The organism is Fusobacterium sp. JB019 (assembly GCA_030673965.1).
GTDB lineage: Bacteria > Fusobacteriota > Fusobacteriia > Fusobacteriales > Fusobacteriaceae > Fusobacterium_B.
On the sequence record JAUTCN010000004.1, the window covers coordinates 107,418 to 122,823 of the forward strand.

Consider the following 15,406-nt stretch of genomic DNA (forward strand, 5'->3'; position numbering starts at 1 on the left):
TTTATATTACATATGAATAATATTAATTAAATTTTTATTTTTTACAAACTTTTACCATTGAAGGTCTTACTACCTTTCCTTTTAAAACATAGCCTTTTTGAAGTTCCATAATTATGTGATTATTTTCTACTTCTTCATTTTCTTCAACCATAACTGCCATATGTTTTTGAGGATCAAATTCTTGATTCTCTGTTTCTATAGCTTCTACTCCTTCAGCTTTTAAAACTTCTTTAAACTGATTTAATGTCATTTCTACTCCTTTTGAAAGGCTTTCAAAATCTGAAGTTTGTTTTGAAGTTTCTACCGCTCTAGATAAATTATCTATTCCATCTAATAATTTAACAATTATTTTTTCAGATGCAAATTTTCTAAGTTCATCCATTTCTTTTTCTTTTCTTTTAGTAAAGTTTTGGAAATCTGCTTGCTTTCTCATATAAGATCCTTTCCAATCCTCTACTTCTGCTTTTAATTTTCCTATTTCTTCTTCAAAAGAGCTTTCAGTATCAACTGATGTCTTGTTTTCTTTTTTATTTTCTTCTTTATTTTCTTCTTTATTTTCTTCTTTTTTTAAAGTTTCTTCTTCATTAAGGATTTCTTCTTTTACTTCTTCTTGCTTCTTATTTTTTGCCATTAGTCAGCTCCTTTTTTTTATGTAAATCTAATAATTTTTTTTCATTATTAATTACTTTTTCAACTTCATTGCTTATATATTCTATTATCCCCATAGTTTTTGAATAAGGCATTCTTTTTGGACCAAGGACACCTATAATCCCTTTGGAACCACCTTTTTTATAGGTTGAATATACAAAACTAAAATCTTCTAATCCTTTTATAGGAAGTTCATCCCCAAGAATTACATTTACTTTTCCTTCTGTTTCATCCCTCGTAGCTAGAACATTTTCAAAAAAGTTTTTAACATCCTTTTCTTCACTAAACATTTCTAAAACATCCATAACTTCATTTACATTTTTATCTTTAAATATAATAGGAGAATTGTTTAAGTACAATTTTCCTTCTATATCTCTATACACCTCATCTTTTAAGTTATCATATTCTTCAAAGTTTTTTATAATAACTTCTTCTACTTCATAACTTTTAATAATTCTTCTTTTTATTTGCTCATTAAGTCTTTCAGACATAATATCCAATTTTTCCTTTGATATAGGATGTTCTAATTGAATTTTTTTAGTACTTACATTCATATCTTCAGTAACTGTTATTGCTAGTACTAGAAAATCATTTATATGCACAAGTTCGATTTTTTTTATATTTTCTTTTCTATGAACTGGTTCGATTACCACAGATGCACAATTAGTTAATTTAGAAAGTAGAGATGAAGTCTGTTGTAATATAACATCCACCGCATTTACTTTTCTTTCATACTCATTATTTATCTTTACTTTTTCTTCTCTAGATAACTTTTCTATTTTCAAAAGTTCATCTAAATAATATTTATATCCTAAATCTGTAGGTATTCTTCCTGATGAGGAATGCTTCTTAACTATAAATCCATTATCCTCTAAATCAGACATAACATTTCTAATAGTAGCAGAAGATAATCCAATATTATATTTTTTTACCAAAGTTCTTGATCCTATTGTCTCTCCAAATCTTAAATAAAAATCTATAATAGCATTTAATACTAGCTTTTCTCTATCATTAAGCATTTCATCATCCTCCTATTAGCACTCATCTCAAAGGAGTGCTAACCATATAAAAATAGTATCAGATTTATATATTTTTGTCAACAATTTATTCCTTATTTTAATAAAAACAGATTCATTTTTTTTATGTTTACTTTTTTTCATTTTTTCAATACATTTTTCTTTATATTTCCTTGAAAAATAAAGTCTCTAGATTTTTTTTTTTGATTTTTTTACTAAAGAATGTTATAATGTATTATATATTTTATATATGATACACTACTTTTTATTTACAAGGAGGAATATGTATGATTGAATTTAGAAGTATATCCAAACGTTTTAAGAACGTCACTGTTCTTAAAAATCTTGATTTAAAAATAAATAAAGGAGAATTAGTATCTATAATTGGTGAAAGTGGTTGTGGTAAAACCACCCTCCTAAAAATGGTAAACCGGCTTATTGAACCTTCAAGCGGTACCATATTCATTAAAGATAATAACATTAAAAAACAAAATGTTATTCAACTTCGTAGAAATATTGGATATGTTATCCAGCAAACCGGGCTCTTCCCTCATATGACTGTTAAAGAAAATATCGAACTCATTCCTAAAATCGAAAATGTAAATCCTGAAACACTAGAAAAAAACACACTTAACTTAATGTCCATGATTGGACTTGAACCTACAAAATTTTTAAACAGATACCCTACTGAATTAAGTGGTGGGCAGCAACAAAGAATAGGTGTTGCTAGAGCTTTTGCCACAGATCCTGAAATAATATTAATGGATGAACCTTTTTCAGCCTTAGACCCTCTTACTAGATCAGACCTACAAGACGAATTAATCGAATTACAATCTAAATTAAAAAAGACTATTGTTTTCGTAACCCATGATATGGATGAAGCTATAAAAATATCTGATAGAATTTGTATTATGAAAAGCGGAAAAATTTTACAATATGACACACCAGAGAATATTCTTAAAAATCCAGCAGATTCATATGTTGAAAATTTTGTTGGAAAAAATAGAATCTGGACTTCTCCTGAATTTATTAAAGTTAAAGATATTATGATAGAACAACCTGTTATCGCCTCTATTGATTCTAAAATTATTGGTTGTTTAGAAGTTATGAGATCTCGTAAAATTGATAGAATCCTTATTATTGATTTACCTACTAGAAAATTAAAAGGAATAGTTACAGCTAATAAACTTAGAAAAGAAGAAAATAAAACAAAACGTATTTCTGAAATTCCAGGACTTATGGAAACTAATTTTATTACTTTATCACCTGAAGAAAATATAATCAACACTCTAAAAATCGTAGATGAAAACCGTATTTCTACTATTCCAGTTGTTAATGAAAACTTTATATTAAAAGGATTGCTAACAAAAAGTAGCCTAGTTACTACATTAAGTCAACAATACTTAGACATGGAGGTAGAATAATATGAATTTAATAACATACATGATAGAAAATCACTCGCAAATCTTATCTTTATTAATAGAACATTTAGAACTCACTTTACTTTCCGTTGGACTTGCTATATTAATAGGAGTTCCTCTTGGAATTCTTGTATCCTATGTTAAAAAACTAAGTAAACCTATACTTGGAGCGTCTAATGTAATGCAAGCAATTCCGAGTATGGCTCTACTTGGTTTTATGATTCCTTTTCTTGGAATTGGTAGTTTACCTGCAATTGTAGCTGTTATTCTATACTCTTTACTTCCAATTATAAAAAACACTTATATTGGGATAGATAATATTAACCCGCAAACAATTGAAGCAGCTAAAGGAATTGGACTTACCAAATTTCAAATTTTAACAAGAATTCAAATTCCATTAGCTCTTCCTGTTATTATGGGTGGAGTTAGAATTTCTTCTGTTACTGCTGTTGGGCTTATGACTATTGCTGCATTTATTGGTGCTGGTGGACTTGGATTTTTAGTTTTTTCTGGAATTAGAACTGTTAATAATCTTCAAATCTTATCTGGGGCTATTCCTGCTTGTTTACTTGCTTTAACTATGGACTATCTTGCTGGACTAGTTGAAAAATTAGTTACTCCTATTAGCTTACAAAAATCAAATACTTATAAAAAACCTAAAAATAGGTTAATTGCAAAGGGTATTTTATTTTTCTCACTTTTATTAATTATTTTTTCTTTCGGTTATACAAATTTATCTAAAAATAAAACTAACGATAAAACTATCATTATTGGTTCAAAAGATTATACTGAACAAGTTCTTTTAGGTAACTTAGTTGGAGATATGATAGAAGAAAATACCGATATTTCAGTTATAAAAAGAACTAGCCTTGGAGGAACTCAAGTTTGTTTCTCTGCTTTAAATGCAAAAGAAATAGACATGTATGTTGAATACAGTGGAACTGCCTTTGTTGAAGTTTTAAATCATAAACCTATCAGTGATGTTGAAAAAGTATATAATACTTGTAAAAAAGAATATAAAGAAAAATACAATATAGAAATTTTGCCTCAAATAAATTTCAATAATACTTACGTTATGGCTGTAACTCAAGAAACTGCTAAAAAATATAATTTAAAAACAGTTACTGACCTTTCTAAAGTTGCTCATAAATTAATTTTTGGAACTTCTTTTGAATTTTTAAGTAGAGAAGATGGTTTACCTGGGCTTATGAAAAAATATGATTTTAAAGTTAAAGAAACAAGAGCTCTTGAAGATTCTCCTAAATATATTGCTATTGCAAATAATAAAATTGATGTAACTGATGCTTTTTCTACTGATGCTTTAATTAAAAAATATAATTTAGTTACTTTAGAGGATGATAAACATTTCTTCCCACCTTATTATCCTATGCCAATAGTAAGAGCTGATGTTTATGAAAAATATCCTGAAATTAAAGACGCTCTTAAAAATTTATCTCAAGCTTTAACGGATAAAGTCATGACAGATTTAAATTATCAAGTTAATGAATTACATAAAAGTCCTGAAGAAGTCTCTAAAAACTTCTTAATTGAAAATAATTATTTCAAAGATTAAAATAATTTTGTTATTTTATTTTCAAAGGATGTTATCTTATTCCTATATATTTTTATTATTTATTTATTGATTTTTAAGACCTTATGAAGTATAATTTTTATATGTTTGCTAAAAATTATATAATTTTATTTCATAATGATGTTATGAAATGATTACGGAGGTTTTTATGGCTCGAACTTTAAAATTTTCAAAAGATAAAATTTTAAATGTTGCCTACAACATTTTAATAACTGAAGGAATGAAAAGTGTTACTGCTAGAAATATTGCAAAAGAACTAAATTCTTCCACTATATCAATTTATTCTAATTTTGGATCTATGACAGTATTAAAAAATCAACTATCAGAAGTTGCAAGAAGTAAACTTTTTGATAAAGTTGCTACAAATTATACCGACTTAAGTCTTTTAAATATTGGCATTGGAATTTGTTTATTTGCAAAGGAAGAAAAAGCGCTTTTCAGAGCAATTTTCATGAGAGAAAATCTATCTAAAAATTTTTTAGATGAATTAGTTGAAGATCTTAAAAAGCTTGTATTTAAAGGTTTTAAAGAAGGTACTAGTTATAATTTTCTTGAAGATGAAACAATTGAATGGATGTTAAAAAAAGGTTGGTGGTATGTTCACGGTTTCGCTTGTCTTATTTGCTCTGGATTTTATAATCCTAGCTATGAAATGATTGAACATGAACTTAAAGAAAATGGAAATGTTATCTTAAAAGAAGCACTTTGCTTTAATAAATCAATAAAAAAAACTAAATAATATATGGGGAGAAATTTATTATGAAAAAATCATTACTACTTTTATCAGTATTAGCATCTGTAAGTGCTTATGCTGGAAGTATCGACTATCTTGCCGAACAAGATTCTGAATACTTTGCACATCCTTCTATGATAGGAAAGATAGGAACTTCAGCTGCTTTTTATAATCCAGCTGGTACTGCTTTCATGGAAGATGGAAATTATTTTAAAATTAATTCACAAACAGTGTTTAAAAAATATAAAATGGAAACTAGTTATCCAACTATTAAAAATTGTGGAGTTCACGAAAGTGATCATCCATCTGCTTTAGTTCCTGCAATTCAATTCGTTGCTAAAAATGGGGATAGATCTTATTTCATACATGCAGGAGTTGCAGCTGGTGGAGGAGCTCTAAAATACGATGGCGGACTTACTGCCTTTGAGGTTATTGGAGAAGCTATTGAATTTGCTGCTAAAAAAGGAGCATTTGGTAATTTCCCAAATTCTACTGTCACATACCTAGATAGCCCTCAAACTATAGGATCTTCTTACTATGTTAATACTAATTTTGGTATGGCTCAAAAAATAAATCCTAAATTTAGTATAGGTGGAGCTATAAGATTAATATATGCTACTAGAGATTTAGATTGTACTGCTAATTATGATTTATCATTAGATGGTTCTTCTGAAAATAATCAAAATGTTCAAGTTCAACTTGATGCAGAAAGAAAGGCTTATGGAGTTGGAGGAGTTATTGGATTTGACTATAAACCAACTGATAAATTGAATATTGGATTTAAGTATGAGTCTGAAATTGAATTATATTTCAAATCAAAAAAAGGAAGAGATGGATTAACTGTAAAATCAGATATATATCCTGATCCTATCACCTCAGGAATCAAAGAAAGTTTATTAAACGAAAAAGTAATTAGTGAATGGACTGATAAGGAAAGAAGAAATTTACCAGCTGTTATGGCACTTGGACTAGCCTATGATTTAAATGAAAAAGTTACTTTACTTGCAAGCGGTAATTATTATTTTATAAAAGAAGCTAATAGAGATGGAGCTTATGATAATTATGATAATGGTTATGAAGTTTCTGCTGGAATCGATTATAAATTAAATGAGAAAGTTACTTTAATGGCTGGATACCAATATACAGATACTGGAGCTAATGAAGATACTTATAAGGATACTGACTTTGCTCTTGATGCTAATTTATATGGAGTTGGAATCAAATATTCTCCTAGAGAAGACAGAGCCTATACTCTAACATATTCATATGTTGATTATAAAACTGCTCAAGCAAATACAGATTATTTAAACAAAGGAACTGGAACAATTTTTAGTAAAACTGTACAAGCTATTGGGGTATCTGCTGAATTTAAATTCTAATTTAATACAAATATTTTTTAACTCTTACACTTGACAGAAAAAAAATATAGATGTATAATCACAATGTAAAAAACAACTAAATATAAAAATAACTTACTAGGGGAGCCTTAACCGGCTGAGAGGAGATTCGGTCTCGACTCTTATTACTTGAACCAGATAATGCTGGCGAAGGGAAGTAAATGAATTAGCCCTCCTATTTAGGAGCATATTTAAATTTTAAATATGACTATTAAGTTATACATATGGTTAATTTTTTACGAGAAATAAGAAGCTAAGCTCTAACTATTAAGTTAGAGCTTTTTTTATTAACTTTTTTAAGGAGGAAACTATGAATATTATACTTAATGGGGCTAATGAAGTACTTGATAAAGAAATTTCTGTACAAAATTTTATAGAAAATCTTTCAGAAGAAAAAAAAATAAATTTATCTGGTGCTGTAATCTTAATTAATACTGATCTTGTAAAAAAAGATAATTGGCATAAAACTATAATAAAAGAAAATGATGACATCGAAGTTCTTGCCTTTGTTTCTGGTGGGTAATAACCATTTGCTTTAATAAATTTAAAAATAAAACTATACACTTAAGGAGAGATAAATGGATAAATTAATTTTAAAAGGACATGAATTTGAAAATAGGCTTCTAACTGGAACAGGAAAATTTGCTGATAAAAATCTTATTGCTCCAATGTTAAAAGCAAGTAAATCTAATATTATTACTATGGCTTTAAGAAGAGTTAACTTTTCTAATCCCAAGGAAAATATATTAAACTATATTCCAAAAGAAGTTACTTTACTTCCAAATACTTCTGGAGCTAGAAATGCTGAAGAGGCTATAAAAATAGCTAGAATAGCTAGAGAAGCTGGATGTGGAGATTTTATTAAAATTGAAATTATAAACGATATGAAATATCTAATGCCTGACAATGAAGAAACTGTTAAAGCTACAAAAGTATTAGCTGAAGAAGGATTTATTGTTCTTCCTTACATTGTTCCAGATTTAATTACTGCTAAAAAATTAGAAGAAGCTGGGGCTGCAGCTATTATGCCTCTTGGTTCTCCAATTGGTTCTAACAAAGGACTTTTAACTAAACCTTTAATAGAAATGATTAATGACAATAAAAAACTTCCTGTTATTGTGGATGCTGGAATTGGTGCTCCTTCTCAAGCTGCTGAAGCAATGGAAATGGGTATCGATGCTGTTTTAGTAAACACTGCTATCTCAACTGCTGAAGATCCTGTTAAAATGGGAGAAGCCTTTGCTATGGCTGTTAAAGCTGGTAGAATGGCTTATCTTGCAAAACTTGCTAAAACTTCTAAATTTGCAAATGCCTCTTCTCCTTTAACAGATTTTTTATTCAGAGGTGATAAATAATGGGATTCTATTCTGTTTTAGAAAAATGGAACAATTTTGATTTTGAAAATTATTTTTCTCATGTAACTGATAAAGATGTTATTGAAAGTATTGAAAAAGATAATTTAGATGAATTTGATTTTCTTAATCTTTTAGCACCTATTGCTAAAAATCATCTTGAAAAAATGGCTATTAAAGCTAATCTAGTAAAACAACAATATTTTGGAAACGTTATCTCTTTATATATACCTATTTATGTTTCTAACTTCTGTACTAATAACTGTGCTTACTGTGGATTTTCTAAAAAAAATCATATAATAAGAAAACATCAAACAATAGAGCAAATAGAAGAAGAAGCTAAAGAAATTGCAAAAACTGGAATTGATCATATTCTTTTATTAACTGGGGAAGCTAAAGAAATTGATACAATGGATTATTTGAAAGAAGCTGTCAAGGTTTTAAAAAAATATTTTGATTCTGTTTCAATAGAAGTAATGCCTCTTGAAGAAGAAGAATATAGAGAATTAAAAGAAATTGGTCTTGATGGATTAACAGTTTATCAAGAAACTTATAATGAAGAAATCTATGATCAAGTACATATAAGCGGTAAGAAAAAAGATTATCACTTTCGTTTAAACACTCCAGAAAGAGGAGCTAAAGCTGGACTTAGAACTGTTGGAATGGGACCTTTATTTGGTCTTAGTGAAATTAAAAAAGAAGCCTTCTTAGCTGGTTTACATTTAAAATATCTAACTGATAAATATTTAAATACTGCTTTTTCTATTTCTTTACCTAGAATAAATCCTGCTGAAGGAGGATTCCAACCTAGTTTCCCTCTTGATGATGTTACTTTTGTCCAATTTTTAACAGCATTTAGATTATTTCAAGTAAAAGCAGATATTAATATTTCTACTAGAGAAGTTGCTGAATTTAGAGATCATCTTATGCATATTGGAGTAACAAAACTTTCTGCAGGTTCAAAAACTGATGTTGGAGGTTATACTAAAAAAGATGAGTCCACATGTCAGTTTGAAATAAGTGATACTCGTTCTGCCGAAGAAACTATTCAAGCTATTGAAAATTATGGTTATCAGCCTATATACAAAGATTGGCAGCAAATATTATGATTATCGGAATCGCAGGTTGTGGTGGCATTGGATCTAACGTAGCCTACCATTTAATAAGAACTGGAATAACTTATCTTAAATTTGGAGATTTTGATAAAATTGAAATTTCAAATCTAAATCGTCAATTTTTCTTTGAAAATCAAGTTGGGCTTTTTAAAAGTGAAACCTTAGCTAAAAATTTAAATCTAATAAATTCAAAGGCTAAATTTGATTATGAAATTATTAGATTTAATAAAAATAATATTGCTAATTTTTTTAAAGATTGTGATATTATAGTTGAAGCTTTTGATAAAAAAGAAAATAAAGTAATGTTAATAGAAGAACTTCTACCACTAAATAAAATTATTATTTCTGCATCTGGAATAGGTAATTTTAAAACTGACACTATTAAAAGAAAAAAAATGGGTAAAAATCTATTTATAGTTGGAGATTTTGAAACTGATGTAGATAACAATAAAACTTATTCTCATAAGGTTAACACTGTTGCCTCTATTATGGCTGAATTAGTTTTAGAAAAAGGAGGATATTGTGAGAAATAGAATTTCTATTCCTGAAGGTATTTATGGAATTACTGGAGATAACTTTTCCAATGGTAAATCTAATTTAGAATGCGTTAAGGAAATGATTAAAGGTGGTATTAAAATTATTCAATACCGTGATAAAAATAAATCTATAAATGAAAAATTAAAAGAAGCTTTAGAAATAAAAAAACTTTGTAAAGAAAACAATGTTTTATTTATTGTAAATGATCATATTGATGTGGCTCTTTTAGTAGATGCAGATGGAGTTCATGTGGGACAAGATGATTTGGATCCTAAATATGTTAGGGAACTCATTGGAGATAATAAAATAATAGGACTTTCCACTCATTCTCCTGAACAAGGAATAAAAGCCAACTTAAATCCTTATATAGACTATATTGGGGTTGGACCTATCTTCCCTACTACTACTAAGGATACTGCTCCTGTTGGACTTGAATATTTAGACTTTGTAATTAATAATTTAGATATCCCTTTTACTGCTATAGGAGGAATTAAATCTAATAATCTCAATATCATAAAAAAACATGGAGCTAAGAGAGTTTGTCTTGTAAGTGAAATCGTTGGAGCTAATCATATCTCTGATAAAGTTAAAGAACTTTATCAATTATTAAAATAAAAAAATTTTGTTTCGTCCTTTTTAATCACAGCAATAAAAAAATGGAGATTGCCCTCCATTTTTTTTATTTATATCTTAATCTTTTAATTCTTCTAGTGACTTTTCCATTTTCTTTATCTTTGTACTCATTTCATTTATTCTAATTTCTATAGTACTTAATATCCAATATTGAAAATGATTAGCTCTACTCATTTCATAAAGAAGCCAAATTATTTTAACTATTCCAAGCATCATAGCACAATACATTGTTACATTTATAGGAATTTTTCTTAAAACTCCTCCAGTAAATAATAATATTCCAATCATCCCTATTAACAACATATTTACTCTTTTAGTTTGAATATTATCTTTTCCACCTAGTTTTCCAACTATTTGTTTTACTCTATCTTTTTCTTTTTTAAATTCTTCTAATTCTTCTAAAAGTTTTTGATGATTATCCATAGAGCACCTCCATTTTATAATTAAATTAATATTTAGCTATAGTCGGCATATTTCTTTTATATTCATTTCTTTTTATTCTTTTAAATATAGTATTTACGATATCTTTATTATATCCCATATCTTCTAATTCTTCTTGAGTTTTGTTCTCTCTAGCAAATTGAAATAATATTTCATCAGCCATATCATAAGTAAATCCTAACTCTTCTTCATCTGTCTGACCTTCCCATAAATCTGCACTAGGTTTTTTCTCTATAAGTTCTTTTGGAACTCCTAATCTTCTTGATAATTCAAATACTTGAGCTTTAAATAATTCACCTATAGGATTAATTGCACATGCAGTATCCCCAAATTGAGTTCCATACCCTAATAATATTTCTGTTTTATTAGATGTTCCTATTACTAAAGCATTTTCTTTAGAAGAGTTATCAAACAATACCGCCATTCTAGTTCTTGCCATCATATTTCCTCTTCTTAAACTAGTTGCTTCTCCTTCATTTGCAAAATAAGCATCTACCATTGGAGTTATTTCTATCTTTCTATTTTTTATTCCTAATTTTTCAACAACTAATTTTGCATGATCTAAACTTCCTTGACTTGAAGTCTTATAAGGCATCATTAATGTACATACATTTTCTTTTCCTAAAGCTTTAGTAGCTATAAATGCAACTAATGCTGAATCTATACCTCCAGAAAGACCTAATATAACTTTTTTAAAACCTCTCTTTTCTACTTCATCTTTTACAAATTTAACTAATTTACCTTCAATTTCGTCCATAGGACTTGTCATTTTTTCAAGTATGTCTTCTCTCATCTCTTCCTCCTAAAGTAAAAACTCTCTATCTAAACCAAATTTCCCTAACTTAGCACTTCTGTAATCTCTTAGTAAAGTATGAGTTGCTTGATGGATATTTAATTTTTCTCCTTTTTGAAGCATTTTCATTCTAAGAGCTATTTTTTCTATTACATTTCCTGCTACACCTTCAAAATCTTCATCTAAAAGCTTATATTTTTTCTTTAGATTATCTTTTAGCCCATAAGATATCATTTTTTCAATCAAAATGCAAGCTACATCTTCAATAGGTAAAATTTCATCCTTTATTGCTCCAGAGATGGCTAAATTATATCCAACCTTCTCGTCTTCAAATTTTGGCCATAAAATTCCTGGAGTATCTAATAATTCTAACCCTTCTTTTATCCTTATCCATTGTTTACCCTTTGTATATCCTGGTTTATTTCCTACTCCTGCTGTATTTTTACCAACAATTTTATTAATCAATCTTGATTTTCCTACATTTGGAATTCCAGTAACCATTAATCTTGTATTTACTTTTCTAAGACCTTTCTTCATAAGTCTTTCTCTTTTTTCTGAAGCTACTTTATCTATAATAGAAAATAATTTTTTCATATTAAATCCTGTCTCTGCACTTAATTCTAAAACTTCATCTGCATCATTATTATCTAAAAAATATTTTTTCCATAACGCTAACTCTTTTTTATCAACTAAATCTGCTTTATTTATTACTATTATTCTTTTTTTATTTTTAGAAAATATTCTAATATCTGGATTTCTACTAGAAATAGGAATTCTTGCATCCACTACTTCTAAAACTATATCTATTAGTGGCATATTCTCTTTCATCATATCTTTAGTTTTTTTCATATGACCTGGATACCAGTTAATTTTTGTCATTGCCATTAATATTCACCCTCTTCTTTCATATTCGCATATTTATTAACCTTTTCTTTTTTAGGTTCTTGTTCATTTCCTCTTACTATTATTACAAATTCACCCTTTAACGTTTTATCTTGTAAACGTTCTATCAATTCTTCAATTGTTCCCCTTATTATTTCTTCATAAATTTTAGTTATTTCTCTTACTAGAACAACCTCTTTATTTCCAATATATTCTCTCACATCATTTAACGTTTTTATTACTCTATGAGGAGATTCAAAAAACATTATTGTTCTTTTCTCTTCTGCTAATGATTTTAACAATGTTTGTCTTCCTTTCTTTTTAGGAAGAAACCCTTCAAATATAAATCTTCTCATAGAAACCCCTGCTACAGAAGCAGCAGCAGTCATAGCGCTTACTCCTGGAATTGGAGTTACTTGTAACCCTTCTTTTAAAGCTTTATCTACAACTTCGTAGCCTGGATCTGAAATGCAAGGAGTTCCTGCATCTGTAACTAAAGCTACATTTTTTCCTTCTTTTAATAAATTAACTATATTTTCTACTTGATGTTGCTTTGTATGTTCATCATATCTATATAAAGTATTAGAAATTTCTAGATGATTTAAAAGTTTTTTAGTTACTCTTGTATCTTCAGCAAAAATATAATCTGCTTCTTTTAAAATTCTAACTGCTCTTAAAGTTATATCTTCTAAATTTCCTATTGGAGTTGCCACTATATAAAGCATAATTCCACCTTTCTTTTATTTCTTATTTTTTTTATTTTTATAATTTTTTATCATTTTTAATATTTCTTTTTCCGCAGCCTTTAATTGCTTATCTTCTTTTGAAATTAAATCTTTTGCTTCCTTTTCTCCCACTGCATCTTTTAATAATTTTTCCTTACTTTTTTCTTGAGATTTCTCATTTATATTTGTTATAATTCCATCATAAAATAAGAAATCATCTTCTTCTTCAACTTTTATATCTGGTTCTATTCCTTTTCCATTTATATTTTCTCCCTTAGGTGTATAGTATTTAGCTATTGTCAATTTTATTCCATCTCCATCTGGTAATGGCATTAAAACTTGTACACTTCCTTTTCCATAACTTTTTTCTCCTAAAAGAACTCCTCTTTTGTAATCTCTAACTGCTCCAGAAACTATTTCAGAAGCAGAAGCACTACCTTCATTAATTAAAATAATTAATGGAAAATCACCATAATATTTTCCCTCTCTTTCAGAAAATATTTCTTTTCCTTTTTTAGGTCTTTCACTTACTATTATTCCTTTTTCTATAAACATAGAGCCTATTTTTATAGCTTGATCTATTCTTCCACCTGGATTATTTCTTAAATCAAATATAAGCCCTTGCATTCCTTGGTTTTGTAGTTTTTCTAAACTTTTAGAAACCTGTAAATCTACATCTGCACCAAATTGAGTTAATTTAATATAACCTACTTTATTAGATAACATTTTGCTTCTTACATTTTCTAGTTTTATATTAGCTCTTTTTAATATAACTTCTTTTTCTTTCTTTTCTTTTTCTCTATAAATTAAAAGTTTTACACTAGTTCCAACTTTCCCTTTTAATTTTTTAGAAGCATCTTCTAGTTCCATATTATAAGTACTTTCATTATCTATCTTTATTATTTTATCATTGGGTCTGATTCCTGCCTTAAATGCTGGAGTTCCTTCTATTAATAATTCAACTGTTACCGGTTCATTAGAATGCTTTCTAATTATCATTCCCACACCAGTATATTCTCCACTTATTTTATCTTCTAAATCTTCCATTCCATCCTTTGAAAAATAATTAGAATGAGGATCTTCTAAAGATTCTATCATTCCCTTTAAAGCTCCTTGCATAAGAATAGTTTTATTTATTTTTTTTTCTCCTACAAAATTTTCTGTAATAATATCCATTATATCGGAAATTTCCTTCAACTGTTTTACGTTACTCATAAAGCCTGTTTTTTCTTTTGCTGATATATTAACAGTAATTAATCCCATTATTAGTACCACTAATAACTTCTTTAATTTTCTCATAAAGCTCCCCCTAAATTTTCACAACAATTAACAATTTCTTCAATATTTATATCAGTTTCTACTTCTTTCATTCCAAATATTGATAAATATTCTGAATTTCCCTTCCCCCCTTTTATTGGAGAATAATCTAATTTTTCCAAATACAATTCCCTTTTACTCGCTTCTTCTATAACTCTATTTATAGCAAATCTTTGATTTTCTTTCTTTTTAACTATTCCTCCCTTTGATAACATTGATTTTTCAACTTCAAATTGAGGCTTAATTAATGCCATTAATTTAGTTCCATCTGAAAAAAATTTTTTAAGATGTTCAAATACATTAGTTATTGAAATAAAAGAAACATCCATAACTATATAATCTATTTCTAAATTATCAACATCTTCTAATTTTAAATCTCTTATATGGGTATTTTCAAGTGAAGTCACTCTCTCATCTGATCTTAGTTTCCAATCAAGTTGATTTGTCCCAACATCAACAGCGTAAACATGTTTAGCTCCATTTAAAAGAGCACAATGAGTAAATCCCCCTGTCGAAGCTCCTACATCTAAAATTATCTTATCTTGAAAATTTAATTGAAAAACCCTTAAAGCTTTTTCTAATTTTAATCCCCCTCTACTTACATAAGGAAATTTTTTACCCTTTATTCTAATTTCAAGTTCATCATTATCAGGTATCTTTATCATAGTTCCAGCTTTATCAATCTTTGTTTCATTAACTATTACCTGTCCCGCCATAATAAATCTTTTTGCTATATCTAAATTTTCACAAAAACCGTTTTTTACTAAAAGAACATCTAGTCTCTCTTTCATTTATTTCTCCTAAT

17 protein-coding genes and 1 riboswitch are annotated in these 15,406 nt (G+C 27.9%); of the genes, 9 read left to right on the plus strand and 8 right to left on the minus strand.

Going from position 1 to position 15,406, the window contains the following annotated elements; translation table 11 throughout:
- Positions 1-34: 34 nt before the first annotated feature.
- Positions 35-631, minus strand: coding sequence for a nucleotide exchange factor GrpE (grpE, locus tag Q7K47_04080; protein ID MDP0506390.1), 597 nt, complete (start codon positions 629-631; stop codon positions 35-37).
- Positions 618-1,667 (minus strand): heat-inducible transcriptional repressor HrcA, encoded by a 1,050-nt coding sequence (hrcA, locus tag Q7K47_04085; protein MDP0506391.1) that lies wholly within the window; start codon positions 1,665-1,667, stop codon positions 618-620. The genes grpE and hrcA overlap by 14 nt, the downstream gene beginning before the upstream one ends.
- A 284-nt stretch (positions 1,668-1,951) precedes the next feature.
- Here hrcA and Q7K47_04090 point away from each other — a divergent pair, with 284 nt between their 5' ends.
- The 9 genes from Q7K47_04090 (at position 1,952) to thiE (ending at position 10,425) form a co-directional block, all read left to right on the plus strand.
- Positions 1,952-3,088 carry an ABC transporter ATP-binding protein gene (locus tag Q7K47_04090; GenBank protein ID MDP0506392.1) on the plus strand — a complete coding sequence of 379 codons (1,137 nt, stop codon included), beginning with the start codon at positions 1,952-1,954 and terminating at the stop codon, positions 3,086-3,088.
- 1 nt (position 3,089) lies between these two features.
- Entirely contained in the window at positions 3,090-4,658 is a 1,569-nt protein-coding gene (locus Q7K47_04095) for a glycine betaine ABC transporter substrate-binding protein (GenBank protein MDP0506393.1), read from the plus strand.
- Positions 4,659-4,824: 166 nt separating this feature from the next.
- Positions 4,825-5,415 carry a TetR/AcrR family transcriptional regulator gene (locus Q7K47_04100; protein MDP0506394.1) on the plus strand — a complete coding sequence of 197 codons (591 nt, stop codon included), beginning with the start codon at positions 4,825-4,827 and terminating at the stop codon, positions 5,413-5,415.
- 20 nt (positions 5,416-5,435) lie between these two features.
- The gene (locus Q7K47_04105; GenBank protein MDP0506395.1) at positions 5,436-6,788 is read left to right on the plus strand and encodes an outer membrane protein transport protein; all 1,353 of its coding nucleotides are present in this window, start codon (positions 5,436-5,438) and stop codon (positions 6,786-6,788) included.
- An 88-nt stretch (positions 6,789-6,876) separates the two neighbouring features.
- Positions 6,877-6,979: riboswitch (TPP riboswitch) on the plus strand.
- 137 nt (positions 6,980-7,116) lie between these two features.
- Positions 7,117-7,329 carry a sulfur carrier protein ThiS gene (gene thiS / locus Q7K47_04110; GenBank protein ID MDP0506396.1) on the plus strand — a complete coding sequence of 71 codons (213 nt, stop codon included), beginning with the start codon at positions 7,117-7,119 and terminating at the stop codon, positions 7,327-7,329.
- A gap of 55 nt (positions 7,330-7,384) precedes the next feature.
- Positions 7,385-8,161, plus strand: coding sequence for a thiazole synthase (locus tag Q7K47_04115; protein MDP0506397.1), 777 nt, complete (start codon positions 7,385-7,387; stop codon positions 8,159-8,161).
- On the plus strand, positions 8,161-9,267 hold the full coding sequence (gene thiH, locus Q7K47_04120) for a 2-iminoacetate synthase ThiH (GenBank protein MDP0506398.1): 1,107 nt from the start codon (positions 8,161-8,163) through the stop codon (positions 9,265-9,267). Before Q7K47_04115 ends, thiH begins: the two co-directional genes overlap by 1 nt.
- Positions 9,264-9,806: a sulfur carrier protein ThiS adenylyltransferase ThiF gene (gene thiF / locus Q7K47_04125; GenBank protein MDP0506399.1), complete on the plus strand. Its 543-nt coding sequence runs from the start codon at positions 9,264-9,266 to the stop codon at positions 9,804-9,806. Before thiH ends, thiF begins: the two co-directional genes overlap by 4 nt.
- Entirely contained in the window at positions 9,796-10,425 is a 630-nt protein-coding gene (thiE, locus tag Q7K47_04130; protein MDP0506400.1) for a thiamine phosphate synthase, read from the plus strand. Before thiF ends, thiE begins: the two co-directional genes overlap by 11 nt.
- A 75-nt stretch (positions 10,426-10,500) precedes the next feature.
- Here thiE and Q7K47_04135 read toward each other — a convergent pair whose 3' ends face one another.
- Genes Q7K47_04135 through Q7K47_04160 form a run of 6 tightly spaced genes read right to left on the minus strand, consistent with a single transcriptional unit; the run spans position 10,501 to position 15,392 of the window.
- Positions 10,501-10,866 (minus strand): hypothetical protein, encoded by a 366-nt coding sequence (locus Q7K47_04135; protein ID MDP0506401.1) that lies wholly within the window; start codon positions 10,864-10,866, stop codon positions 10,501-10,503.
- Positions 10,867-10,891: 25 nt separating this feature from the next.
- Positions 10,892-11,641 carry an NAD+ synthase gene (locus Q7K47_04140; protein ID MDP0506402.1) on the minus strand — a complete coding sequence of 250 codons (750 nt, stop codon included), beginning with the start codon at positions 11,639-11,641 and terminating at the stop codon, positions 10,892-10,894.
- Positions 11,642-11,686: 45 nt separating this feature from the next.
- On the minus strand, positions 11,687-12,562 hold the full coding sequence (ylqF, locus tag Q7K47_04145) for a ribosome biogenesis GTPase YlqF (protein MDP0506403.1): 876 nt from the start codon (positions 12,560-12,562) through the stop codon (positions 11,687-11,689).
- Positions 12,562-13,284, minus strand: a complete 723-nt coding sequence (gene rsmI / locus Q7K47_04150; protein ID MDP0506404.1) for a 16S rRNA (cytidine(1402)-2'-O)-methyltransferase — start codon at positions 13,282-13,284, stop codon at positions 12,562-12,564. The genes ylqF and rsmI overlap by 1 nt, the downstream gene beginning before the upstream one ends.
- 15 nt (positions 13,285-13,299) lie before the next feature.
- Complete coding sequence (locus Q7K47_04155; protein ID MDP0506405.1) at positions 13,300-14,583, minus strand: S41 family peptidase; 1,284 nt, start codon at positions 14,581-14,583, stop codon at positions 13,300-13,302.
- Positions 14,580-15,392, minus strand: a complete 813-nt coding sequence (locus Q7K47_04160; protein ID MDP0506406.1) for a TlyA family RNA methyltransferase — start codon at positions 15,390-15,392, stop codon at positions 14,580-14,582. Before Q7K47_04160 ends, Q7K47_04155 begins: the two co-directional genes overlap by 4 nt.
- Positions 15,393-15,406 lie beyond the last annotated feature (14 nt).